This window comes from Bordetella sputigena (assembly GCF_965137885.1).
Taxonomy (GTDB): Bacteria; Pseudomonadota; Gammaproteobacteria; order Burkholderiales; family Burkholderiaceae_B; genus Bordetella_C; species Bordetella_C sputigena.
This window is the reverse complement of the sequence record NZ_CBCSCA010000002.1, coordinates 231027-246126: the sequence shown is the minus strand read 5'-3', so window position 1 is coordinate 246126 and position 15100 is coordinate 231027. Positions and strand designations below refer to the sequence as shown.

Genomic DNA, 15100 nt, shown 5'->3' with positions numbered 1-15100 from the left:
CCCCCCCTTTAAAGTTCCTGTACCCGAGGGCGGTACGATAGGCGGGCTATTTCGTATGCAGCAAGGAGTCGGGTGTGCTGATCGTCGAGGATCTGTACAAATCGTTCGCGACCGCGCAAGGGCCTTTGCCGGTGCTTCGTGGCGTGAATCTGCGCCTGGATGCCGGCGCCAGCCTGGCGCTGATGGGAGAGTCCGGCAGCGGGAAGAGCACCTTGCTGCACGTCATCGCCGGGCTGGAGTCGCCGGACGGCGGCCGCGTGCTGGTGGATGGCGAGCCGTTGCACGTGCGCGGCGAAGCCGGCCTGGCGCAATGGCGCAGGACGGGCATCGGGCTGATATTCCAGCAATACGACCTGATCGGCAGCCTGGATGTGTCGAGCAATATGAGCTTTCAGGCGCGCCTGGCCGGCCGCCACGATCCCGCCTGGGTCGCGCATTTGACGGAGCGGCTGGGGTTGCCGGCCTTGCTGTCGCGCTATCCCGAACAGCTTTCCGGCGGGCAGCAGCAGCGCGTGGCGATCGGGCGCGCCCTGGCCGCGCGGCCCGCGCTGGTGCTGGCTGACGAACCCACCGGCAGCCTGGACGAAGCAAGCGGCGATGCCGTGCTCGATCTGTTGCTGGAACTGGTGCGCGATGCGGGCAGCGGTCTGTTGATGGTTACGCATAGCGGACGCCTGGCCGCGCGCCTGTCGCGCCGGCTGACCTTGCATCTGGGACAGGTATGCGATGACTCTGCCGCGCCTCAGGATCATCGCGGCGCGCCGGACTACACCGCGGGCCGCACCGCGGCGGGCGCGGCATCGGACGGCCCGCAATGAGCGCATTCCTGTCCTGCCTGCGCGCCCTGGCGGGGCATTGGCGCCGCCATCCGCTCCAGTGCGCCAGCATCGTCTGCGGACTGTGGCTGGCGACGGCGTTGTGGAGCGGCGTACAAGCCTTGAACGCGCAGGCGCGGCAGGATTACGCGCGTGCCGGCGAGGTATTGGCCGGACCCGCGCAGGCGCAATGGCTGCCGCGGCGCGAGGGCGATCTGGACCAGGACGTCTATGTGCGGCTGCGCCTGGACGGCTGGCAGGTATCGCCGGTGCTGGAAGGGCGCCTGCGCTTCGCCGGCGATCCGCCTTTGGCCTTGCGGGTGCTGGGCATAGAGCCGCTCAGCCTGCCCGCGGGCAGCGCGGTGGGCGGACAGGCCATCACCGCCTTCAATCTGGGCGACTTCATCGGCCAGCCCGGCCAGACCTGGGCTGGACCGGATACCTTGCGGCGCCTGGGCATGGAAGAGGGCGACCGCCCTGTGACGATGGACGGCGAACGCCTGCCGCCGCTGCGGCTGCAAGCGGGGCTCGCTCCTGGGATCCTGGTGATGGACATCGGCCATGCACAGCCGCTGTTGCATGTGCAGGGCAGGATTTCGCGCCTGCTGTTGCCCGGCAAGACGGCGCCCGCGGTGCCCGCTGCGTGGGCCGACGTGCTGGCGCCCGCGCCGGCCGCGGAAGACCGCGATGACCTCGATCGCCTGGCCGCGAGCTTCCATTTGAATCTTGCGGCCCTGGGCATGCTGGCCTTCATCGTCGGGCTGTTCATCGTGCATGCGTCCATAGGCCTGGCGCTGGAGCAGCGGCGCGGCTTGTTGCGGACGCTGCGCGCATTGGGGGTCAGCCTGCGCATGCTGGTTGCCGCGCTTTCGGTGGAGCTGGGCTTGTTCGCGGTGATCGGCGGCGTGGCCGGCGTGGCGAGCGGATATCTGTTGGCCGGACTGTTGCTGGGCGATATGGCGGCCAGTTTGCGCGGCCTGTATGGGGCGGAAGTGGCGGGCCGCTTGAGCCTGCCCGCATGGTGGTGGCTGGCGGGCGTGGGCATGACACTGCTGGGCGTGCTGGCCGCCGGCGTGGGCAGCCTGGTGCGCGCCGCCCGGCTGCCGCTGCTGGCGGTGGCGCGTCCGCAAGCCTGGCGCGGCGCGCAGGCGGCGGGGCAGAAGCGGCAATTGGGCGTGGCCGGTGTGATGGTGTTGTGCGCGGCGGCGTGCGGCGCATGGGGCGATAGCCTGGCGAGCGCCTTCGCCATGCAGGCGGCAATATTGCTGGCGGCGGCGCTGTTGCTGCCGTCCTTGCTGGATGGCGTACTGGCGTGGAGCGCACGGCATGTGCGCGGGCCGCTGGCCTCCTGGTTCATCGCCGATAGCCGCCAGCAGCTGCCGGCCTTGAGCCTGGCGTTGATGGCCCTGCTGCTGGCGCTGGGCGCCAGCGTCGGGGTGGGCAGCATGACGGATGGCTTCCGCAAGACTTTCGTGACCTGGTTGGACCAGCGCTTGTCCGCGGATATCTATCTGAATCCGCGCGATAGCGCGCAGGGCGTGGATGCCTTGGAATGGCTGCGCACGCAGCCGGGTGTGCGGGCCGCGCTTCCGCAATGGCGTACGACCACGCACGTGCGGGGCTGGCCGGTCGAGCTGCAGGGCGTGATCGATGATCCCGAGACGCGCCGGCAATGGCCCTTGCTGGAGCGCACGGGCGATGCGTGGGAACTGCTGGCGGACGGACGCGGCGTGATGATCAGCGAGCAGTTGGCGCGTCGCCTGCATCTCGGGTTGGGGGCCGGCCTGGCGCTATTCGGCGGCGGTGCCGCGCCGCCGGATGACCGCGCCGCCGCGGCGCGTGGCGCTGCCGCCGGGCAGCCGTCATTCATCGTCTCCGCCATCTACGCCGACTACGGCAACCCGCGCGGACATGTACTGATGCAGGCTGGCGTGCTGCGCCAGTACCTGCCGCAGGCCACGGTGCGCAGCGTGAACGTCTATGCCGATCCGGAACGCCTGCCATCGCTGCGCGCGGCGCTGGAACAGCGCTACGGCGCGGATGGCATGCAGGTGGTGGACCAGGCCTCGATCAAGCTCTGGTCCACGCAGGTATTCGAGCGCACATTCGCCGCGACCGGCGCGTTGAACACCTTGACCCTGGGCGTGGCGGGCATTGCGCTGTTCATCAGCCTGCTCACTTTGAGCCAGAGCAGGCTGGCCCAATTGGCGCCCCTGTGGGCGCTGGGCGTACCGCGGCGCAAGCTGGCCTGGCTGGCGCTGGGCCAGGTGCTGACCTTGTCCGTGTTGACCGTCCTGTGCGCCATGCCGCTGGGCGTGCTGCTGGCGTGGACGCTGGTGGCCATCGTCAATGTGCAGGCCTTTGGCTGGCGTCTGCCTTTGTACGTGTTCCCGTCGCAGTTGGCCGGCCTGGCGGCGCTGGGACTGCTGACCAGCCTGCTGGCCGCCGCGTGGCCGGTCTGGCAGTTGCGGCGACGCCAGCCCGCCGAGCTCTTAAGGCAGTTCGCCCATGAGTCCTAGCATCGCGAGCGCAATAGCGAAAGTGATGGCCGCCATGCTGTTGGCGGGCGCGCTGTTCTCGCTGGCGGCGTGCGACGACGGCAAGCCGGCTACGTCCGGCGCGGGGTATGCGGGCCTGGGCGGCGAGGCATCCGCGTATAAGCAGGTGCAGCGCGGCAAGCCGCTACGCTTTCCGGCGGACCACGGGCCGCATGACGGCTATCGTATCGAATGGTGGTACGTCACCGCCGACCTGAAGGATGAGGACGGGCATGACTGGGGCGTGCAATGGACGCTGTTCCGCTCGGCGCTGCGGCCGGGCCCGGATCAGGCGGGATGGGAGAGCGCCAAGGTCTGGATGGCCCATGCGGCGCTGACCGACGCCGGCGCCCATCAGTTCGCCGAAAAGCTGGCGCGCGGCGGTATCGGCCAGGCGGGCGCGCAGGCCGCGCCCTTCCGCGCCTGGATAGATGACTGGTCGCTGCAAGGGCCCGATATGGACAGCCTGACCATGCAGGCTCACGGCAAGGACTTCGGCTATCGGCTGTCCCTGCGCAGCCAGGGACCGCTGGTGCTGCATGGCGATGCCGGCTACAGCGAAAAGTCAGGCGAAGGGCAGGCGTCGTACTACTACAGCCAGCCTTTCTATGCCGTCACCGGTGAAATAGAACGGGCCGGCAAGCGCCATCGCGTGCAAGGCCGGGCCTGGCTGGACCGGGAGTGGAGCAGCCAGCCGCTGTCCGCCAACCAGCAGGGCTGGGACTGGTTTTCGCTGCATCTGGCCGGCGGCGCCAAGCTGATGCTGTTCCAGGTGCGGCAGAAAGACGGTGCGCCGTATCGGGCGGGTACCTGGATCGCCCCCGATGGGCGCGCGAGGCCCTTGCGGGGCGAGCAGATCAGCCTGGATCCGCTGGATTGGGCGCGTCAGGACGATGGCCGCAAGCTGCCGACGCGCTGGCGCGTCAGGGTGGCGGACTTGCCCGCCGGCGCGGTGGACGTGACGGTCGATGCCGTCCAGCCGCGCGCCTGGATGGCGACGTCCTTTCCGTATTGGGAGGGGCCGGTGCGGCTGGCGGGCGATGGCGGCCAGGCCGGCGGGACGGGGTACCTGGAGATGACCGGCTATTGATTCCGAGAGTTGTCACATCGGATGGCTACAGTACGGCGCGAAGCCGCCTGGCCAGGCGGTCCGGAAGGCCTGCGGATCGCGCCACGGCGGGCAAGGAGACCCTAGCCATGACCGCTCATGCCCGGCTCGCGCGGGCACCGTTCGATGCGCCGCGTGGCGGCCCTGTCGTGGATTTTCCCCTGCGGAGCTGGAGCGCCCCGGGCGCGCCCGCATTGGCGGCGTACGCGATCGATGCCCTGGAGCACGGACAGGTGCTGCATTTTCCGCTGCTCGATTTCGGCTTGATGAAGGAAGAAGCGGCCTTGCTGGATCCCGCGCTGACGCATCCCAGGCGCAAGAACATCAGTTTGTCGGCGGCTGGCGTATCCGGTTCGGTGGCGACGGGCGCCGAACTGGCGCTCTTGCGGGGCCTGCTGCAACGCTACCGGGATTGCACGTCCATGCTGCTGGATGCGTTGTTCCCGCTTTACCGGGACGCCCGCCATGCGCCGGCTACGAGCCTGCGGCTGCATGCCATCGGCGCCTGGCAGCCGTCCTGGCGCAAGGACGACCGTCGCTTGCATGTGGACGCTTTTCCGTCGCGGCCCATGCGCGGGGAGCGCATTCTGCGCGTCTTCACCAACATCCATCCGGATCGTGAACAGACGCGCGCGTGGCGCGTGGGCGAGCCCTTCGAGCTTATCGCGCGGCGCTATCTGCCACGGCTGGACCAGCCATGGCGGCCCTGGCGGGCGGCGCTGATGCACGCCGCGGGCATCACCAAGCGCCGGCGCACGGAATACGATCACCTGATGCTGCAGCTGCATGACGGCATGAAGCGCGATGAGGATTATCAGCGCAGGGGCGTATGGACGGATGTGGGGTTTCGCCCAGGCAGCAGCTGGATTTGCTTCTCCGACCAGGTGGCCCATGCCGCCATGAGCGGCCAGTTCATGCTGGAACAGACCTGGCTGGTGCCCGTGGCGGCGATGGCCCGCCCCGAACTGTCGCCCCTTCGGGTGTTGGAGCGCTTGACGGGACGGTCCTTGCTGCAAAGCTGACGCGCGCGCCAGCCGCGCGGGTTCGGCGCCAGCAGCGCCGGCAGCGTTGGCAACGCAGGCCTGCGCGCCGGCGGAGCCCAGGCCGCGCGCGAGCTCATGGCGGCATCCGCGAGGCGCTCGAAAGCCTATTCCGGCTTGATCCCCGCCTCCTGCACGACGCGCTTCCAGCGCGCGGCTTCTTCAGCAACGAGCTTGCCATAGCCGGCGCTGTCGCGATAGGCATTCTCCGCGCCCTGGCCCTTCAATCGTTCCATCAGGCCGGGATCCTGCAAGGCCTTGCGGGCGGCGGCGTCCAGCGTTTGCAGGACTTGCGGCGGCGTGCCGGCCGGCGCGTGCAGGCCCACCCAGCCGAATACGGTGGCCTTGGGATAGCCCAGTTCAGCGACCGTGGGCACATCGGGCAGCAGCGCGATGCGCTGGGGGCTGGTGACGGCCAGCGCGCGCAGTTTGCCGGCCTGCACCTGTGGCAGCGCGGCCGGCAGCGAAGGCGTGGCGACCTGCGCTTCGCCGCTGACCGCGGCCATCAGCGCCGGGCCCGCGCCCTTATAGGGAATGTGTGTCCACTTCAGGCCGGTTTCCAGCCGCAAGGCTTCGCCGGCCAAGTGCAGCGGCGAACCGATGCCGCCGGAGCTGAAGTTGATCTTGCCGGGCTCTTTCTCGGTCAGCGCGATCAACTCCTTCAGCGAATTCGCCTTCAGCGCCGGATTGACCACCAGCAGATGCGGCACGGTCACGAACAGCGTGACGGCTTGCAGATCCTTGGCCGGATCGAAAGGCATGCTGGGGTAAAGGCTGGGCGCGGTGGCGACGCTGGCGTCGCTGACCAGCAGCGTGTAGCCGTCCGGCGTGGCGCGCGCCACATAAGCCATGGCCGTCTGGCCGCCCGCGCCGGCTTTGTTCTCCACCACGATGGACTGGCCCAGGATGGGGCCCATGGCCTGGGCCAGATTGCGGGCGATGACGTCGGTGGTGCCGCCGGGCGGGTAGGGGACGACCCAGGTGATGGCATGGTCGGGGTAGGCGGCGGCGTGGCCTGCCTGCGAGCCGGCCAGCAGGGCCAGCGCGGCGAGCCAGCGCAGGGCGCGTGGCCGCGCGGCGCGCGGCGGCCGGTCGCCGGCCGCGCTTGCGGACGTGAAGGGTGCGGCGTTTGTCATGAGTGTCTCCTGTTTCTTTGATTATTTGTTCGACGCGCCTCAGCGTCCTGGTTCGGCAACCTCATACAACAACGCATAGATCCCGTAGGCGTCTTCGGTCCAGCCGCCTTCTTCCAGGGCACGCGCGGCGAAGAGATCGGCGCGCAAGGCATGCAGGTCTTCGGGACGCGTGGCTTCGATGAGAACCACCTGTTCGACCTTGGCGTCGCCCACGCCGGTCACGCGCACGGCGTCCATGCGGGCGCGTACTTCGGGCGCGGCTTCCAGACTGTGCGCGCCGACGATCGCATGCCGCGTCATGGCTTCCCGCAGGCGTTGTTCCAGCCAGCGGTGCGCGGCGGCTGCATCACTGCCCGCGGCCAGGCGCAGCCGCAGGCTGATGGTGACCGCGCCCAGGCCGCGCCCCTGTGTGGCGCGTACGCGGAAGGTATTGCGCGCGACGTTGGAAAACCCCGCGCGGATGCGCTTGGATTGTTCGCTGATTTTGCCCACCAGGCTCAGGTAACCCTGGCTGGCCAGGGCATCCGGCGTATCGGCTTCGAACAAGGTCAGGTAGCGCGGCGCGCCTTCCAGCGCCTGGTAGCGCCGCGCACGGCGGTAGCCGCCGATGTCGATGCGTTCGGGCAGGTGCTCGACGATGTACCAGGCGTCGGTTTCCTTATCGAGCGCGGGATCGACGTCTATCCACAGCGCCAGCGCGCCGCTTCCTATCATTGCTGCCATTGCGATTCCTTGTGATGGGCGCGCGCGCGGCGCGGCGGCCCGTACGCCGGGCGCCGCGAACGTCCGCGGACGCCCTTATCGTTGCCGCTCAGTCGACCTTGATGCCGGCCTTCTTGATCAACGCCGACCAGCGCGCGTAGTCGTCGCGAATGATGCCGGCGAACGCCGACGGCGGCGTGTAGCTGGTCTCGGCGCCGACGGCGGCGAACTTCTGCTGGATGCCGGGATCGCCGGTCGCTTGCTTCAGCGCCCGCGCCAGCTTGTCGATGACGGCCTGGGGCGTGCCGGCCGGCGCCAGTACGCCGTTCCATGTCGTGACCACCACGCCGGGCAGGCCGGATTCCTTCACCGTCGGAAGATCGGGCAGCGCGGGCGAACGCTTGTCGCCGGTGACCGCCAGCGCATGCAGTTTGCCGGCCTTGATCAGCGTAATCGCGGAGGGCAGGGTGGCGAACATGGCGTCGACGTGTCCGCCCGTCAGGTCCACCAGCGCGGGGCCGCCGCCTTTGTAAGGAATGTGGGTGACCTGCACGCCGGCTTCGCCTTGATAGAGTTCGGCGGTCAGATGGTTGGTGCTGCCCAATCCGGAAGACGCGAAGGTCAGGCTTTTCGGTCTGGCCTTGGCCTGCGTGGTCAGGTCGGCCAGCGTGGCCGCCTTGACGCTGGGACCGACGACCAGCACGTTGGGAAACTGCGCGACGATGGAGACCGGCGCGAAGTCCTTGGTCGGATCGTAGGGCAGCGTGCCGTACAGCGTCGGGCTCATCGCGATTTCATTGGTCGTGCCCAGCAGCAGCGTATAGCCGTCGGGCGCCGAATGCGCGACGAATGCGGCGCCTATCGTCCCCGTGGCGCCGCCGCGGTTTTCAACGATGACCGGCTGGCCCAGCGTGGTGGACAGCTTTTCCGCGACGGGACGCGCGATGATGTCCGCGACGCCGCCCGGCGGAAAGGGCACGATCAGATGGATAGGCTTGTCCGGATAGGACTGGGCAGATGCCGCGATGGGCAGCAGCAATGCCGCCGCCAGTAACGCGGCGCGTTTGAATATTTGTCCCCTCATCTCTGTCTCCTTTGTTGGCGGTGATGCCTTTGTGGTTGTCGTTGCGCTGCGTTCAATCCGGCGCCAGCAGCGGCGTGAATTCGCGCAGGTCGTGGTATTCGTCGAGACGCAACACGGCGTCGCGCAGGGCATGCGCGCGCTTGCACCCCAGCACGGGCTCGGCATAGCCCAGGAACTTCGCGGCCAGCGCCTCGTCGCCCATCGGCAGCCGCGGGTGGCCGGGCGGATACGGGCACATGCGCTGTACGACAGCGCCGTCGCGCAGATGCAGTTCGATGCCACCGCCGGCGGCCCGCGGCCAGCGCGTGTCCAGTTCGGCGTCCTCCCGCAGCTCGACTTTGCCCAGCAAGTCGCGCAGGGCGGGATCGTCCAGCACCTGGTCCTGGAACTGCGCATCGCCGCAGGCGCCGTCGCGCAGCGCCACCGCCGCGCAGAAATAAAAGCTGTGCTGCGCGCTTTCGATGCCGGCCGGATAGCGGCGGTCGGGATTCGCCGATGGCGTGCGCAAGGCGAAACCGGGCAGCCGCACGACGATGCGATCTATGGCGTCGAAGGCCGGCAGGCCCTGTCCATGCAGATCGATGGCGGCTCGTACCGGCGCGGACGCCGTGGCGACCACCGGGTAGGGCTTGATGCTGGTTTCCAGCAGGCGATAGCGGCCGTCGAAGGGGCCGGTGAGCCCGGCAAGGTCCAGCTGGTCGCCGACCTGCCCGGCCACCGTGGCGGCCCAGCCGTTCTGGCCTTCCACCAGCGCCAGCGGCCCGGTCATGCCGTGGCCCGCCAGCAAAGCGGCTTCCACGCCCGCCTTGGCGACCCAGGCTTCCGCCGTGGCCTTGATCATGGAGATCGCGCCGCTTTGCAGCTGCGCCAGCGTGTTCTGGTGGCTGCCCGCGATCGCCATGGCGTGAGCCGTGCGGTCCGCATCCAGCCCCGCCAGGCGCGCGGCCAGCGCGGCGCTGGAGAACTGCGCATTGGTGCCGTGATGCCAGCCGCGCCGCCACAGCGATGGTTCCCCGGCATGGTCGGCCAAGCGCAGATGCAGCTCATAGGCCGCCACCAACGCCTCGATCAGCGCCTTGCCGCCCCGTCCCTGGCGTTCCGCCATGGCCAGCGCCGGCGCCAGGTTGCCGCTGGGATGAGCCGGATCGCGGCCGAAGTAGTAGTCGTTGCAATCCAGATAGCGCAGCAGGCCGCCGTTCACCAGCGTGGCCAGCGCCACGTTGGTCCGGCGGCCGCTGCCGATCAGCGTGGCCTGCGGCGCGCCGCCCGCGTCTTCCGCGTAGCGGTGCAGGGCGGTGGCGACGTCGCTGTCCAGCGCGCCGAAGGCACAGCCCAGCGTGTCCAGGATCAGCCGCTTGGCGTAGCCGACGACTTCGCGCGGCAGTTGCTCGTAGCGCACATCGTGGACGAACGCGGCCAGCTGCTGCAGCACGGTGGGGGCGGAAGGCGCGGCCATGTCGATCAGAAGGCGAAGCGGCTGGAACCGCCATCCACGGGAATGACGGTGCCGGTGACGTAGCGCGCCTGGTCCGACGCCAGGAACAGCGCCACCGCGGCGATCTCTTCCGGCTCGCCGAAGCGGCCCACGGGGATTTCGGCCTGCGCGTATTCGCGCTCGCTTTCCGGGGTGGGATAGCGCTTGGAAATCTGTTCGCTGCGGATGCGGCCCGGCTGCAGGCAGTTCATCGTGATGCCGTAGGGCGCGACTTCGCGCGATAGTCCCTTGGACCACACGTGCACGGCGGCCTTGGCGGTGAAGGCGGCGTTCAGCATGCGCGGCTCGGACGTGCCGGTGAAGGTGACGATGCGGCCCCAGCCGTGCTGTTTCATGCCGGGGACGATGGCGTGCGTCAGTTCGCGGATGCGGAAGAAGTTCAGCAGCATGCCTTCGTGCCATTGGTCGCGCGTGGCCTCGAAGGGCACCGGACGGCTGGCGCCCGCCGCATTCATCAGGATGTCGACGCGGCCCAGCAGGCGCTGGGCGTCGGCGGCGACGCGGTCCGGCGCGGCTTCATCGTAGAAGTCCGCCTGCAGCGGGATGATCTTGCCGCCCTTGCCCTCCCTGGCGACCTGCCCGGCGATTTCCGCCGCGCTTTGTTCGACCAGCTCGACGCGCCGTGCGACCGCGACCACGTTGGCGCCGGACAGGGCCAGCATGCGCGCCGTCGTCCGGCCGATACCTTGGCTGGCGCCCGTAACCAGGGCGGTGCGTCCTTCGAAATTCAATTCCATGGTGTCTCTCTGCCTGGAAGGGTGGGCCGGCGGGGCGCCGGCGTAGGGGCGTTGCGGGTGTCCACGCCCGGTGTTATTCTGCTTTTGTCTCATTGAATGAGACATATGTCCGATTGATGATAATTCTGCGCGAGCCCCGTCTGTTTTGTCAACGTCGGCTCGCGGCCCCCGGCGGGCTTCTACAATGCCCGCCGGATCGATCCAGTCACCGGAGTGCGATGAAACAAACGACGACGCCAGGCGCCGCAGGGACCGCGGCGGGCGAAGCCAAGGAAACCAGCACGGTCAAGCGCATCCTGCTGTTGCTGCAGTGCCTGGTCGACCATCCCGGCGAATCGGCGCAGGGACTGGCGAATCGCCTGAATCTGCCCCGCAGCACGGTGCATCGCCTGCTGGCCACCTTGCGCGACAACGAATACGCCGGCCACGAACCCGGTGGCACCTTCGGTCCGGGGCTGGAGATCTATCGCATGGCGGCCAAGCTGGGCGGGCATATGCCCTATCGCCGGCTGGCCGAACCCTATCTGCAGCAGTTGTCGGAGCGCTTTCACGAAACGTCGCTGCTGACACTGCTGGAGCGCCGTCAACTGAAGATGTTCCATGCCGCCAGCGGATCGCCCGACGATCCCATGCGCTACAACATCGGCCTGAATGTGCTGGAGCCCCTGGTCTGGGGCGCGACGGCGCGGGTGATCCTGGCCCATCTGAGCCCGGCGGAAATCGACGCCGCCATCGCCGCCAGCGGCCCGTCGCCGGTGCGGGGCCTGACGCCCGATCCGGCGGAGATCATGGCCGCGCTGGAGCGGATACGCCGCGACGGCCATGCCGTCACCTACTCGCACCGCACGCCGAATACCGTCGGCGTGGGCGCGCCGTTCTTCGACGCGGAAGGGCAGGTCGTGGGCAGCCTGGGATTCTTGATTCCCACTTTCCGCTGGGAGCACGCGGATGCCGAACGCATCATTGGCGCCTTGCGCGATGCCGCCGGCGGCCTGTCGGCGCAATTGGGATACCGGGCGCCGCGCGGCGCCGTCTGAAACGCCGCTGAATCGCGGGGCCGCGCGCGCCCCATCGACGGGCGGTTGGAATTATCCTGATTCCAGAGCAGCTCTTTCCGCGCGGGCGCGCTTTTTCCGCCGTCCAATGCGCGGACATAATGCGGCCCACCATCCTGATGCAGAGGTAATCATGAAAGCCATCGTCTACGACCAGGCCGGCCTGGAGCCGGAAGATCCCCGCGCGCTGTACGACGCCGAGGTCGCCGTGCCCACGCCGGGTCCGCGCGATCTGCTGGTGCGCATCCATGCCATCGCGGTCAATCCCGTCGACACCAAGGTACGGCGCGGCATGGCGCCGGATGGGCAGCGCATCCTGGGCTGGGACGCCGCCGGCATCGTCACCGCGGTGGGTGCGGAGGTGACCCTGTTCCAGCCGGGCGATGAAGTGTTCTACGCGGGCTCCCTGGTGCGTCCCGGCTGCAATGCGGAGTACGCGCTGGTCGACGAGCGCATCGCCGGCCACAAGCCGGCCAAGCTGGACTTTGCCAACGCGGCCGCCTTGCCGCTGACCTCGCTGACTGCCTGGGAATTGCTCTTCGACCGGCTCGGCGTGGCGGAAGGCGGCGGCGAGGGCCAGACGCTGCTGATCATCGGCGCGGCCGGCGGCGTCGGCTCCATCCTGACCCAGATCGCCAGCCGCCTGACCCGGATGACGGTCATCGGTACGGCTTCGCGTCCCGAAACCCAGGACTGGGTGCGGCGCCTGGGCGCCCACCACGTCGTCGATCACCATCGCGGCTTGCAGGAGGAGCTCAAGCGTGTCGGCGTGCCGTCGGTCACGCATGTCGCCAGCCTCACGCATACCGACGCGCACTATCCGCAACTGATCGAGGCCCTGGCGCCGCAGGGCAGGCTGGGCGTGATCGACGATCCCGCAACGCTGGACGCCGTGCCGCTCAAGCGCAAGGCCCTCTCCCTGCACTGGGAGCTGATGTTCACGCGGTCGCTGTACCAGACCCCCGATATGATCCGTCAGCATGAGATCCTGGAGCGCGTATCGCGCCTGCTGGATGAGGGCATGCTGCGTTCGACGCTGGGCGAGCATTTCGGCCGCATCGATGCGGCCAACCTGCGGCGCGCCCATGCGGTGCAGGAAAGCGGCAAGGCGCGCGGCAAGATCGTGCTGGAAGGCTTCGGCTCCTGATGGGCTGGGGCTTGCCGGCGCATCGCCGAACAGGCCTAGAATGACGCTCATGGGCGGCCCGGGCCGCCGCTGCCGAACCGGAGCAGCCTATGAGTTTTGCCAGCGATATCGAATACGTGCCCGTCGAGGGCGAGGTGCGGCAGTTGTTCATCCTGCTGCATGGCGTCGGCGGTACACCCGCCGACATGCGCGACCTGGCGGCCGCGGTGCGCCGCGCGTTTCCGCAATCGGCCATCGTGGTGCCGGCGGGTTTCGAGCCCTACGACGGCATCGGCGACGGCCGCCAGTGGTTTTCCACGCGCGGCATCGACGAAGACAATCGACCCACGCGCGTGGCGTCGGCCCTGCCGGCCCTGGTGGCGTACATACGGGCCACGCAGCTGCGCTTCCACCTGCTGCAAAGCGACACCGCGCTGGCGGGGTTTTCGCAGGGCGCCATCATGGCGCTGGAAGCCACCGCCGCGCACGACGGCCTGGCCGGACGCGTGCTGGCGTTCTCAGGACGCTATGCGTCCATGCCGCACAGCCCGCCGCAATACACCACCATCCATCTGCTGCATGGCGCCGACGACAACGTCATACCGGCCGATCATGCGCGGCAGGCGCAGGCAAGGCTGGATGCCTTGCATGGCGATTCGACCATCGACATCGCCACGCGGGTGGGGCATGAGCTGCATCCGGCGCTGATCGAACGCGCGGTGGTGCGCCTGCAGACCTGCGTGCCGCTGCGCAGCTGGGAAGCGGCGCTGGGCTTGAACCAGGCGGCGCCGCCGGGAACGGTGCTGCATTAGATCGGCGCGCGTCAGCGTGCCGTCTGCCAGCCGCCGCCCAGCGCCAGGAAGAGCGTGATCTGGTCATTGGCCAGCTGCGCCTGCGACGCGGCCAGCGCGCTTTCATTGCTGGCCAGGGTCCGTTCCGCATCCAGCACGGTCAGGTAATCCGTCTTGCCATACCGGTACAGCAGACGCGCCTGCCGGGCCGCTTCGGCGCCCTGGTCGCGCGCCGCGCGCAACGATGCATCGCGGTCCAGTTCGCGCGCGTAGTTCTCCAGGGCGCTTTCCGTTTCGCGCAGCGCGTTCAGCACGGTGGCGTCGAAGCGCGCGTACGCGGCGCGGGTGCCGGCTTCCGCTTCGGCGATGCGCGCCTGCACCGCGCCCGTGTTCGGAATCGTCCAGGAGATCAGCGGCCCGATGTTCCAGGCAAAGGTGCTGGCGTTGCCGAAGTACTGCGCCGGGCCGGCCGACCCTGCCGACAGGCCCAGCGTGATCTTGGGATAGAGATCCGCCGTGGCCACGCCGATGCGCGCATTGGCCGCGGCCAGGCTGCGTTCGGCCTGGCGGATGTCGGCGCGGCGGCGCAGCAGGGCGGCGCCATCACCCACCGGGATCGGTTGGCGCAGCGTCGGCACGGCGGCGCAGTCGGCCAGCTCGGGCGGAAACTGGGCCGGCGTATCGCCGGTCAGCGTGGCCAGCTGGAACAAGGCCGTGCGCCGCTGCGCCTGCAGCGGCGGCAGGTTGGCGCGCAGCTGCTCCAGCTGGCTGCGCGCGCGCGTCACGTCCAGCGTGGTGCCGCGGCCCAGGCGCTGCAGCCTTTCGGTGGCTTGCAGCGATTCATTCTGCACATCGACGGAATGCTGGGCCGAAGCCAATTGCATGCCGGCCGCGCACGCCGTCGTGTAGGCGCGGATGGTCTGCGCCGCCACCGCCGCGCGCGTGGCGTCGTAGGCGGCCTGGGCGGCATCGCGATCGGCGCCGGCGGCCTCGATGGCGCGGCGGATCTGGCCGACCAGGTCCACCTGATACGAGATGCCGGCGCTGCCGCTGTACGACCAGGCATTGGGTGGCCGGTAATCCGGCGCCAGCTCCTGGATGCCCGACACGTGGCCATAGCTGGGCGACGCATTCAGCGTCGCGGAAGGCCGGGTCTGCGCCTGCGTTTCGCGCAGGATGGCATCGGCGCGTTCGAGATTGGCCGCGGCGACGCGCAGGTCGGTATTGGCGTCCATGGCCTTGGCGACGAGCGCGTTCATGGCCGGATCGTCATAAAGCCGCCACCATTCGCCCGGCACCGCGTTGGCCTGGAAAACCGCGCTGTCGCGCGCGCCATCGAAAGGCGCGGACGCCGCGGGGCGTCCGGCGATGGCTGCATCCGGCACGTGGTAGTCGGGCCCGACAGTGGTGCAGGCGGCCAGCGTGGCCGCCGCGGCTGCGACAAGGACGAAACGTATGGCTTGCATGATATCGT

13 protein-coding genes are annotated in these 15100 nt (G+C 69.1%); 7 read left to right on the top strand and 6 right to left on the bottom strand.

Annotation, left to right across the window (positions count from 1 at the left end; all coding sequences use genetic code 11):
* Window positions 1–74: 74 nt before the first annotated feature.
* The 4 genes from ACNA0R_RS04235 to ACNA0R_RS04220 all read left to right on the top strand — a co-directional run bounded on the left by ACNA0R_RS04235 (window position 75) and on the right by ACNA0R_RS04220 (window position 5482).
* Window positions 75–818, top strand: a complete 744-nt coding sequence (locus ACNA0R_RS04235; protein WP_415824677.1) for an ABC transporter ATP-binding protein — start codon at window positions 75–77, stop codon at window positions 816–818.
* The gene (locus tag ACNA0R_RS04230; RefSeq protein WP_415824676.1) at window positions 815–3334 is read left to right on the top strand and encodes an ABC transporter permease; all 2520 of its coding nucleotides are present in this window, start codon (window positions 815–817) and stop codon (window positions 3332–3334) included. Before ACNA0R_RS04235 ends, ACNA0R_RS04230 begins: the two co-directional genes overlap by 4 nt.
* The gene (locus ACNA0R_RS04225) at window positions 3324–4442 is read left to right on the top strand and encodes a lipocalin-like domain-containing protein (RefSeq protein ID WP_415824674.1); all 1119 of its coding nucleotides are present in this window, start codon (window positions 3324–3326) and stop codon (window positions 4440–4442) included. Before ACNA0R_RS04230 ends, ACNA0R_RS04225 begins: the two co-directional genes overlap by 11 nt.
* 107 nt (window positions 4443–4549) lie before the next feature.
* Entirely contained in the window at window positions 4550–5482 is a 933-nt protein-coding gene (locus ACNA0R_RS04220; RefSeq protein ID WP_415824673.1) for a Kdo hydroxylase family protein, read from the top strand.
* 125 nt (window positions 5483–5607) lie between these two features.
* Here the strand turns inward: ACNA0R_RS04220 and ACNA0R_RS04215 are convergent, their stop codons facing one another.
* The 5 genes from ACNA0R_RS04215 to ACNA0R_RS04195 form a co-directional block, all read right to left on the bottom strand.
* Window positions 5608–6636 carry a Bug family tripartite tricarboxylate transporter substrate binding protein gene (locus ACNA0R_RS04215; protein WP_415824672.1) on the bottom strand — a complete coding sequence of 343 codons (1029 nt, stop codon included), beginning with the start codon at window positions 6634–6636 and terminating at the stop codon, window positions 5608–5610.
* A 39-nt stretch (window positions 6637–6675) separates the two neighbouring features.
* On the bottom strand, window positions 6676–7359 hold the full coding sequence (locus tag ACNA0R_RS04210; protein ID WP_415824671.1) for a hypothetical protein: 684 nt from the start codon (window positions 7357–7359) through the stop codon (window positions 6676–6678).
* 88 nt (window positions 7360–7447) lie between these two features.
* The gene (locus ACNA0R_RS04205) at window positions 7448–8422 is read right to left on the bottom strand and encodes a Bug family tripartite tricarboxylate transporter substrate binding protein (protein WP_415824670.1); all 975 of its coding nucleotides are present in this window, start codon (window positions 8420–8422) and stop codon (window positions 7448–7450) included.
* Window positions 8423–8474: 52 nt separating this feature from the next.
* Window positions 8475–9878, bottom strand: a complete 1404-nt coding sequence (locus ACNA0R_RS04200) for an MmgE/PrpD family protein (RefSeq protein ID WP_415824669.1) — start codon at window positions 9876–9878, stop codon at window positions 8475–8477.
* A gap of 5 nt (window positions 9879–9883) precedes the next feature.
* A complete protein-coding gene (locus tag ACNA0R_RS04195) occupies window positions 9884–10654 on the bottom strand; it encodes an SDR family NAD(P)-dependent oxidoreductase (RefSeq protein ID WP_415824667.1) in 771 nt (256 codons plus the stop codon).
* 218 nt (window positions 10655–10872) lie between these two features.
* Between ACNA0R_RS04195 and ACNA0R_RS04190 the strand changes: the two genes are divergently transcribed.
* The 3 genes from ACNA0R_RS04190 (at window position 10873) to ypfH (ending at window position 13647) form a co-directional block, all read left to right on the top strand.
* A complete protein-coding gene (locus tag ACNA0R_RS04190; protein WP_415824666.1) occupies window positions 10873–11691 on the top strand; it encodes an IclR family transcriptional regulator in 819 nt (272 codons plus the stop codon).
* Between the two features lie 151 nt (window positions 11692–11842).
* Window positions 11843–12856, top strand: a complete 1014-nt coding sequence (locus ACNA0R_RS04185) for a zinc-binding alcohol dehydrogenase family protein (protein ID WP_415824665.1) — start codon at window positions 11843–11845, stop codon at window positions 12854–12856.
* A gap of 89 nt (window positions 12857–12945) precedes the next feature.
* Complete coding sequence (gene ypfH / locus ACNA0R_RS04180; protein WP_415824664.1) at window positions 12946–13647, top strand: esterase; 702 nt, start codon at window positions 12946–12948, stop codon at window positions 13645–13647.
* A gap of 11 nt (window positions 13648–13658) precedes the next feature.
* On the opposite strand, the gene ACNA0R_RS04175 is transcribed toward ypfH, so the two are convergent.
* Window positions 13659–15092, bottom strand: a complete 1434-nt coding sequence (locus ACNA0R_RS04175; RefSeq protein ID WP_415824663.1) for an efflux transporter outer membrane subunit — start codon at window positions 15090–15092, stop codon at window positions 13659–13661.
* Between the last annotated feature and the right edge of the window lie 8 nt (window positions 15093–15100).

Excerpts from the sequence above, each read along its gene's own strand:
- ACNA0R_RS04230 (WP_415824676.1), top strand. The coding sequence starts at position 815 with ATGAGCGCATTCCTGTCCTGCCTGCGCGCCCTGGCGGGGCATTGGCGC.
- ACNA0R_RS04225 (WP_415824674.1), top strand. The coding sequence starts at position 3,324 with ATGAGTCCTAGCATCGCGAGCGCAATAGCGAAAGTGATGGCCGCCATG.
- ACNA0R_RS04220 (WP_415824673.1), top strand. The coding sequence starts at position 4,550 with ATGACCGCTCATGCCCGGCTCGCGCGGGCACCGTTCGATGCGCCGCGT.
- ACNA0R_RS04215 (WP_415824672.1), bottom strand. The coding sequence starts at position 6,636 with ATGACAAACGCCGCACCCTTCACGTCCGCAAGCGCGGCCGGCGACCGG.
- ACNA0R_RS04210 (WP_415824671.1), bottom strand. The coding sequence starts at position 7,359 with ATGGCAGCAATGATAGGAAGCGGCGCGCTGGCGCTGTGGATAGACGTC.
- ACNA0R_RS04205 (WP_415824670.1), bottom strand. The coding sequence starts at position 8,422 with ATGAGGGGACAAATATTCAAACGCGCCGCGTTACTGGCGGCGGCATTG.
- ACNA0R_RS04200 (WP_415824669.1), bottom strand. The coding sequence starts at position 9,878 with ATGGCCGCGCCTTCCGCCCCCACCGTGCTGCAGCAGCTGGCCGCGTTC.
- ACNA0R_RS04195 (WP_415824667.1), bottom strand. The coding sequence starts at position 10,654 with ATGGAATTGAATTTCGAAGGACGCACCGCCCTGGTTACGGGCGCCAGC.
- ACNA0R_RS04190 (WP_415824666.1), top strand. The coding sequence starts at position 10,873 with ATGAAACAAACGACGACGCCAGGCGCCGCAGGGACCGCGGCGGGCGAA.
- ACNA0R_RS04185 (WP_415824665.1), top strand. The coding sequence starts at position 11,843 with ATGAAAGCCATCGTCTACGACCAGGCCGGCCTGGAGCCGGAAGATCCC.
- ypfH (WP_415824664.1), top strand. The coding sequence starts at position 12,946 with ATGAGTTTTGCCAGCGATATCGAATACGTGCCCGTCGAGGGCGAGGTG.
- ACNA0R_RS04175 (WP_415824663.1), bottom strand. The coding sequence starts at position 15,092 with ATGCAAGCCATACGTTTCGTCCTTGTCGCAGCCGCGGCGGCCACGCTG.